Genomic DNA, 7242 nt, shown 5'->3' with positions numbered 1-7242 from the left:
TACCCATCGTTACCATAGCGGTCTTCTGCTTCAAACTGGGAAGGCGCCAATCCCAAGCGGGAGCAGGCCTTTTCGGTCGGGACAGCGGGATTTGAACCCGCGACATCCTGTACCATCAGGGGGTTGTTTTGCAAAAACCGGCTGCTTTGGATGGGTTGAATATCGTTGGAATCAAGCCGTTTCTGAGATTTGGTGTTCTTTGCTGGAACCAGTGCGTTTGGCTAATCCTGACGGTCACTGTTACTGAAATGTTACTGAGATTGGCCGCTTGGGAAGGTGACACGCTCGGCGTGTCGCGGGTAGCTAGATTGCGCTCCAGCAAGGGTGATTGACTGGGTAACCCCTTGTTCGGTTTTTGGGTTGTTTCGTTAGTTATTGTGAGCTTCGTTAGTCTCATTTTCGTTGATGTGACGCGGTTTCTGGACTCTTGGCGATGTTCGTTGATTGCCGCTGATTTCGCCGTTCTCGGGGGTCGTCGTGTCTGAATCGTGTCTGAGTCACAGACACGATGGCGAGCATCATTCCGCGGCTGAAACGACAAGACGACTGAGGAACAGCGGGCCAGATGCTTCAGACATCAGAATGCGGCGTCATACGGCCTCGGGCATCGTTTCAAGCACGGCACTCCTCGATGGCCTGACGGATCTCATCATCGGTAAACTCCATAGCGGCCATAAGATTGACCGTTGATTGAACCACATCAGCGCACTCGTCAATCAGATCATGACGCTGCTCGGCGGTCTGCCCATGCTTGTTCCAGTCCTTGAATGCCTCTATTACCTCGGCGGCTTCTTCAAGCACCTTCAAAGCTTGCGGCTTGTCCTGATGCAGCAGCTCACCGCGGAAAGGTTCCACACTGCCTACATTAACGTCACATCCCTCCTTTTAAAATAGGGTTTACGCTACGATTGTCGTGTCCAATGTAGCTATCTTCAATCGATCCTCAAGCAGCAGTTTATGAAGAAGATTCCTTCCGTGCGCTTCGGGTACAATGGTCTTTCCATATTCTGTCATCAATCGAATGATTGCATCGTAGTTGGCGGAATGCGACGCCGTACCGAAGAAGGTTAGTTTAGTATTTCCGCCGTATAAGTCAATTTGGTCAAATAGCGACTGAAAGTAGGAGTAATCAGCTTCCCCCAAGGAATGACCGAAAAACTTGACCTCAGCTATACCGCGTTCATTGTTTTGCGCATCAAATATCGAACGCCCTGCCATCTCCCCTATCAAATACTGACGCCGCAATTTCAGCACCCTGACGGTTTTGGTAAATTGATAAACACCCGGCTCATCCATATGAGACTGACCGTCAATGCCAAATATGACGTGATATTCATAACCTCCAGCATTCTCATCAGAGAAACGATCAACGTCACCATGTACATTTCGATGATAGTAAATAGACTTCTCTCTCGGTTCCTGAAGTAGAGGGGTCGTGTAGTTGAAGGACAGAATGACGTTCGATTGCTTATCAAGTGGAATGTCATTCCCGGTTTTCGCCATCGCCTCATATATGTTTCTGCTGCTAGAAACATATGAAGGATTATTCTGAACTCGTATCAGGTATCGAGTAAAGGCATCTTCAATAACATGAAGTTCCTTCGCGAAAAAGTCAAGCAATTTCACCCGGAGTATTTCTACTGGATCTTCTGCGTCTTCGTCGTCCAAAATCGATGAACCATTGAAGGAATTAAGCACAGAAAAATCGATGTCGTCCGAATGATCATGAACATACTTCTGGATCTTTAGATATGCGTTGACAACGGCATTAGGACGTGATGGCTTCACAGAAAGTCCAGACCAATAATCTAGAGCATCATCAAGGCTGATAACACCTTTGCCGATGACCCACTCTTTGATTGCACTTTCGACATCTTTCCAATAATCAAGCTTTCTTGACATATCATGCCAAGCTATGAAAAGGTAATCCCACACGCAGGGATCCTTGACATTCACTTGATAAGTGACACATGGCATGATTTCCTTTTTGAAGCTTTCCTTATACTCCCTATATCGATCTTGGAAAAATTCATGGTAAGTCGAAGGGACGGACTGCGCCAAATCAAAACCGTTGCCCAAAACTATGATCTGCGAATACGCCAATTGGAACCTTTCCCGTGAAGCTCAAAACGAGCTCACATCTCCTCGAACTCTTGCGCCGGGATGGCGGTGTCGAACAGACCGACCTGTGCGTCGTCCGCATGCTTGTTGAGACCGGTGTAGGTGAGGCTGTCGTCCTCGTATCGCTTGAACTTGTATACGGCGTCGTTCATGCGGGCGCTGTTGAACGCGTTGAGGCTGACCAACAGCTCGAAATCGTCCTTGGTTAGACCGGTGACTCTCTTGAACGGTTTCAGCTCCAGCTTGGTGATGGCGTCTCTCAGGGTCTGCTCGCGGTAGTCCGTCAGGTACATGAAGATCGGGATGCGCGTGGTGAACTTGAGAACGTATTCTTGGCACTCCCTCTTTTCCCCGTCCGTCTGAAGTATACGCGAGCAGAGACTTGAACGCATGACTCTTAACCTACTCATAGACCCATGATACTCGTGCCGGCAGGCGCGTCATTCCGTAGTTTGCCTTCTGAGATCGTATGATTGAGTCATAGCGCGTCAACGAGGCAAGCGAGGTTCCAGTGCTCAGTATGTCCGACACCCCCATCGAGAGGTTTCTGCCAGTCTTCGCGAAGGTCAATGTTGACGTCGCGTTTCTTGTACCCACGCCGACGGGGATGAAGAAGTCCATCATGGACGCGACCGCGCCCATCAGGGACCTGCTCTACTACAGCCACGTGCACGATTACTCCCAGCAGGCGCAAGGCCCGGAGAACCGCCACTACGTCGTGACGCACCTTGTCACGGCGGATGGTTTGATCGACACGAAAACTTCTCTCTATCGTCCCGTGACCAAGCACGGCGACCCCCGCATCTGGATCTACGGGCTGCAGCAGTACTGCAAGCCATGTAATCTGCTTGCTCTTACGGTTCATGACGAGGAAATATACGTTCACAACCTGTCCGACCCAGCCATTGTGGATTCCTTGCTTGGTGGCGGCTATGCATTCAGCGTTCTGAGCAAGAGCGTGGTGGAAAGCGCCATCGAACGAGAGCTTTTGACTCGCATGCGCGAGATCAGGGCGGCTGGCCCCCTGCGCTCCATCACCCCCGGCGATCCCGGCGTGGGCGACACCCTCGAACACGCGCTGGGCATCGAACGCAACAATTCCAAGAAGCCCGACTTCAAGGGCATCGAGCTCAAGGCCACCAGACTGAGCCGCGACGGCAGGGTTCGGACCCCCACGCGTTCGACGTTGTTCTCGCAGGTGCCCGATGAGGGCCTGTCGTACAGGGAGATCGTGGAGAAGTACGGCAAAATGCAGGTTCCGAGGGGCTCCACCGAGGCCCGCCAACAGCTGTATGAGACCTTCCGGGTCTCGCGGCCGAACGCGTACGGTCTGATCCTTAACATCAACGACGCGGCCGACCGCCTCGAGATCCAGCATGTGGATGAGAACGACCGTCGAAGCTACGTGGCGTCATGGTCCATGCGCCTGCTAAGGGACCGCCTACGCAGCAAGCATCCCGAGACCTTCTGGATCGGGGCGGAATCCCAGACCATTGACGGGGTCGAGTACTTCACGTACGTGCAGGTCATCCACACGAAGAACCCGAACGCGTCCCTGATCGCCCCGCTGATTGAATCGGACAAGATCACGCTCGATCTCGCCGCCCACTTCAACAAGGACGGCAGGTACCGTGACCACGGTGTCCTATTCAAGATGGAGAAGGACGACCTGCCGTTGCTCTTCCCCGATCCCGAGAGGTTCGACCTCTAGATCCGGGACAGGATCGAGGACACCACCCTGCCCAGCGCACGCCCGAGCAGAGGAGGTACGGCGTTGCCGATCTGCGTGTACTGCGGGACCTGATACTTCCGGCGCTCGCCTCCGGTCGTGGCGATGCCGCGGAACTCGAACGAATCCGGGAACGACTGGATGCGGGCCATCTCGCGGACCGACAGCGTGCGGGGCTCAGAGTAGTGGGCCACATCGTCCGGGATGGACAGCGCAGCCGGCGCGGGCAGGTTGCTGACCAGCGCCCTCTGCGAGAACTTGCGCGTCCTGAGCCCGGAGAGGTACTCGACCATGCGCTCGGGGGTGTCCGCGGGACCGGTCCCGTACTGGAGGAGATCCCATTTGCGCAGCTCCCGGAAGGTCTCGTCCGTGATGGACGCCCGCTGGCCACGCATGATCTTCTTGATCTCGTCGCCCACCTCCTTGGGCGAGTTCGCGATGACCTGATAGACGCGGAACCGGGCTTGAACCCTCGGGGTGCTGTTCGGGTGACGCCTGTTCGCCATCTCGCGGTCCGGGTCCTCCAGCTGTGAACCCAGCTGGGAGTCGATCTGGCGCACATACTCGCTGCGCTCGGGCGCGTCGAAGTCCTGAAGGTCGGCGATCGCGTCGTGGACGGTGTGCTGGGACCCGGGATCACGGAATGCGACCAGAGGGTCGAAGACCGTCCCCGCGGCGCGCTCCGCGTCGGCGGGGTCGGTCAGATCCCAGTACCTCCACTCGCTCCGGTCGTATGCGGGGTTGTCGGACTTGACGGCTTCGATCAGGCGCCGGCCCTGCGCGAACCACGGGGCGAGCTCCGGGGCGATGCCGTCGGCGAGATCGCCGCGGACCGCGAGCATGATGAAGCGGGGGCGGTTCTGCGCCACGCCGGCGAGGCGGGCGTTGACCAGCATCGGGCATGTGGCGTATCCGATGCTCGCGAACGCCTTGCACACCTCGAACCACGCATAGTACGTGTCCTCGCCCTGCTTGAACGGGCGCAGGATTCCCTCGACGTTCTCGAGCAGCACCATGCGGGGCCGCTGGATGTCGACGAACTTCGCGAACTCCCACGGCAGCCTGTTGCGCTGGTTGCCCAGCTCGCGCCGGCCGGCGAGGGAGAAGCTCTGGCACGGCGGGCCGCCGGAGACGAGGTCCACCTCGCCATGCACCAGCGCCTGTCCCCGCCGCTCGACGAACGCGTTCAGCCTGCGGATGTCGCCGACGATCAACCTGCCCTCGAAATCGTCGACCGCGGACAGTTCAGGCATGTCCGTCTCGGGGCGCTCGAAGGGGTTGTCCACGAGGCGCTTCTCGACGTCGTCCGAGGACGGGTCGATCCACAGGACCCTGCGGTCCCGCGGGCCGGTGCGCTGGAACTCGGGGTCGCGCATGTCGACGCCCATGAGGTTCAGGGCGAACGTCTCGGCGGGCATGGAGGACAGCTCGTTCGCCATGACCTCGCGGAAACCAGCCGCCCGCAGGCCGAGGCTGAGGCCTCCGCATCCCGCGAACAGCTCTATGAAGGTGGGGCCGCTGCCTTTCGTCACCTTGGTGTCTCCTTTGCTCGACGTTCGGACGATGGGCCATCTTACCGCGTGCCGCCGTCCTGCGCCGCGCCGCGTCCCCGTTGCCGTCGTGCCGCGCGTGCCGTCGTCCCGTGCCGGGCGTTCCCTCCCCGTGGAATCCACCATGCTGCCATCCTTTCATTGGTATCAGGATTGATACCATATTACTATGGGGGCGGGATGGGCGAGACGGCGGATAGAATGGGCGCATGTCCAGTTTCGGAATGTTGGGGGACTACGTCTCCAAAATCGCCTCGAAGAGGCTCAGCCGTGTGGACGTGGACGCGTCCAGCAGCCACCAGCATGAGATCGGCGGATTCGGCAGGGAGATGCTGTCCGTTCTCGGGGACGTCGACCGCAAGGCGCGGCTGGGCAACGGGATCCCAACCGTGTCCATGTATCTGACGGACGACGACGACCCCGTCGTCGAGAACATCACCATCAGCTGGTACGACACCCGGCGGGGCAAGGAGGGCCGGTCGCCCGAATGGCGCATCTACTATCCGTCCGGTTCCCGGGTGATGTCGCTCGCTCTTCCCGGCGACACGCTTTACTGCGGCTATCTGAAGAGCGGCGAGCTCCTGCTGGCAGTCGCCCGGGCGGGCGATGCGGTGGATTCCGAGCTTCAGTGGCTGTTCGGTCTTGGCGAGCCCGGGGACCGCGCCGTGGTGTCCGACAGGGCCGGGACGGATGTGGTGGACGTCTTCGCCGCCCAGCTGCTGTCCCTGATGGGCATCGAGCTTCACAGGGTCGCCGATTCCGATGACGACATTCTCCTGTCCGAGATGATTCGCAAATGGGGGTACGCATTCCCGACCGGTCTCGAATTCGCCACGTACGCTGAACGCTCCCTGCGGGACGTCGACCCGCGCACGGACGACCCCGACGCGGTGGTGCTCGCATACTACGAGCGTGAATACCATCTCTTCACCATGTTCGAGGAGGCCATCATCCAGCGCGAGTACGAGACGGACCCGTTCGTGTCGGACGGCCGGCTGGACGTTCCCAAGTTCACCGACTTCTACAAGCACGTCAGGAACCGGCGAGCTAGCCGCGCGGGCAAAAGCCTCGAACAGCACGTGCAGCGCGTCCTCGAGGCCCGAGGCGTGGCATTCACCCCACAGGCCCTGACCGAGGACGGCAAGAAGCCCGACTTCCTGTTCCCCGGGATCGACTACTACAACAATCCCAAATATCCTGACGAATACCTGCGCATGCTCGCCATCAAGACCAGCACCAAGGACCGGTGGCGTCAGGTCCTCGACGAGGCGGACCGCATCGGGAACAAGCACCTGTTCACCATCGCCAAGGCGGGGGTCTCCAAACGCCAGAACAAGCAGATGCTGGACAAGCAGCTGACGCTGGTCATGCCCGCCCCCATCCGGGACACCCATCCCATAGAGGTCCGCGACAACACGATGCTGTTCTCCGACTTCATCAGGGAGGTCAAGGGGTTGCCGGACAAAGCCCGGGCCGCGCGACTCGAACTTCTATAGGGGCCGTATTAGCCCCGGAACGCGAAAAACGGGCCATGCCGTCTGGCATGGCCCGTTCCATTGGAATCCCTTGCGCGGCCGGCGGGGTCACTCTCCTGCAGCCGCGTCCTTGCTCAGCTTGCCGCTGAACGCCTGGTTCACCAGCGTGTAGACGGCTTGCGCGACGCCGATGACGCCGGTGAGAACGATGCCCCATCCGTAGCCGTGGAAGCCGTTGGTGGCGGCGATGGCGACGACGCCGAGCAGGATGCTCACGCCGAGGCTGGTCAGTCCCACGTAGTCGGCGGGGACGTGCTTCTTGAACGCCTGCACGAGTGCGGGCGTGACGAGGGCGACGATGCCGGAG

General features: G+C 58.7%; 7 protein-coding genes. 2 read left to right on the top strand and 5 right to left on the bottom strand.

All coding sequences use genetic code 11. The features are described from left to right. Positions 1–612: 612 nt before the first annotated feature. From AC1AZA_RS11325 to AC1AZA_RS11315, 3 genes are read right to left on the bottom strand one after another with little or no spacing between them, the layout of a single operon-like run. Positions 613–855, bottom strand: a complete 243-nt coding sequence (locus tag AC1AZA_RS11325) for a pyrophosphohydrolase domain-containing protein (protein ID WP_476514757.1) — start codon at positions 853–855, stop codon at positions 613–615. Positions 856–897: 42 nt separating this feature from the next. After that, positions 898–2103, bottom strand: coding sequence for an AbiH family protein (locus AC1AZA_RS11320; RefSeq protein ID WP_476514756.1), 1206 nt, complete (start codon positions 2101–2103; stop codon positions 898–900). Between the two features lie 32 nt (positions 2104–2135). Then, positions 2136–2531 carry a hypothetical protein gene (locus AC1AZA_RS11315; RefSeq protein WP_476514755.1) on the bottom strand — a complete coding sequence of 132 codons (396 nt, stop codon included), beginning with the start codon at positions 2529–2531 and terminating at the stop codon, positions 2136–2138. 197 nt (positions 2532–2728) lie between these two features. Between AC1AZA_RS11315 and AC1AZA_RS11310 the strand changes: the two genes are divergently transcribed. Further along, positions 2729–3832 (top strand): MvaI/BcnI family restriction endonuclease, encoded by a 1104-nt coding sequence (locus tag AC1AZA_RS11310; RefSeq protein ID WP_476514754.1) that lies wholly within the window; start codon positions 2729–2731, stop codon positions 3830–3832. Here AC1AZA_RS11310 and AC1AZA_RS11305 read toward each other — a convergent pair. Then, positions 3829–5382: a DNA cytosine methyltransferase gene (locus AC1AZA_RS11305; RefSeq protein ID WP_476514753.1), complete on the bottom strand. Its 1554-nt coding sequence runs from the start codon at positions 5380–5382 to the stop codon at positions 3829–3831. The two genes, AC1AZA_RS11310 and AC1AZA_RS11305, sit on opposite strands and share 4 nt — an antisense overlap. A gap of 227 nt (positions 5383–5609) precedes the next feature. On the opposite strand from AC1AZA_RS11305, the gene AC1AZA_RS11300 reads away from it, so the two are divergent. Continuing rightward, positions 5610–6896, top strand: coding sequence for a type II restriction endonuclease (locus AC1AZA_RS11300; RefSeq protein ID WP_476514752.1), 1287 nt, complete (start codon positions 5610–5612; stop codon positions 6894–6896). 87 nt (positions 6897–6983) lie between these two features. Here the strand turns inward: AC1AZA_RS11300 and AC1AZA_RS11295 are convergent. After that, positions 6984–7242, bottom strand: a 259-nt coding sequence (locus AC1AZA_RS11295; protein WP_476514751.1) for a hypothetical protein, incomplete at its 5' end; no start/stop codon positions are given.

It is taken from the genome of Bifidobacterium sp. LH_389 (assembly GCF_056357235.1).
Note: the sequence above shows the minus strand (reverse complement) of the source record. Positions and strands in the feature narration are given on the sequence as shown.

Excerpts from the sequence above, each read along its gene's own strand:
- AC1AZA_RS11315 (WP_476514755.1), bottom strand. The coding sequence starts at position 2,531 with ATGAGTAGGTTAAGAGTCATGCGTTCAAGTCTCTGCTCGCGTATACTT.
- AC1AZA_RS11310 (WP_476514754.1), top strand. The coding sequence starts at position 2,729 with ATGAAGAAGTCCATCATGGACGCGACCGCGCCCATCAGGGACCTGCTC.
- AC1AZA_RS11300 (WP_476514752.1), top strand. The coding sequence starts at position 5,610 with ATGTCCAGTTTCGGAATGTTGGGGGACTACGTCTCCAAAATCGCCTCG.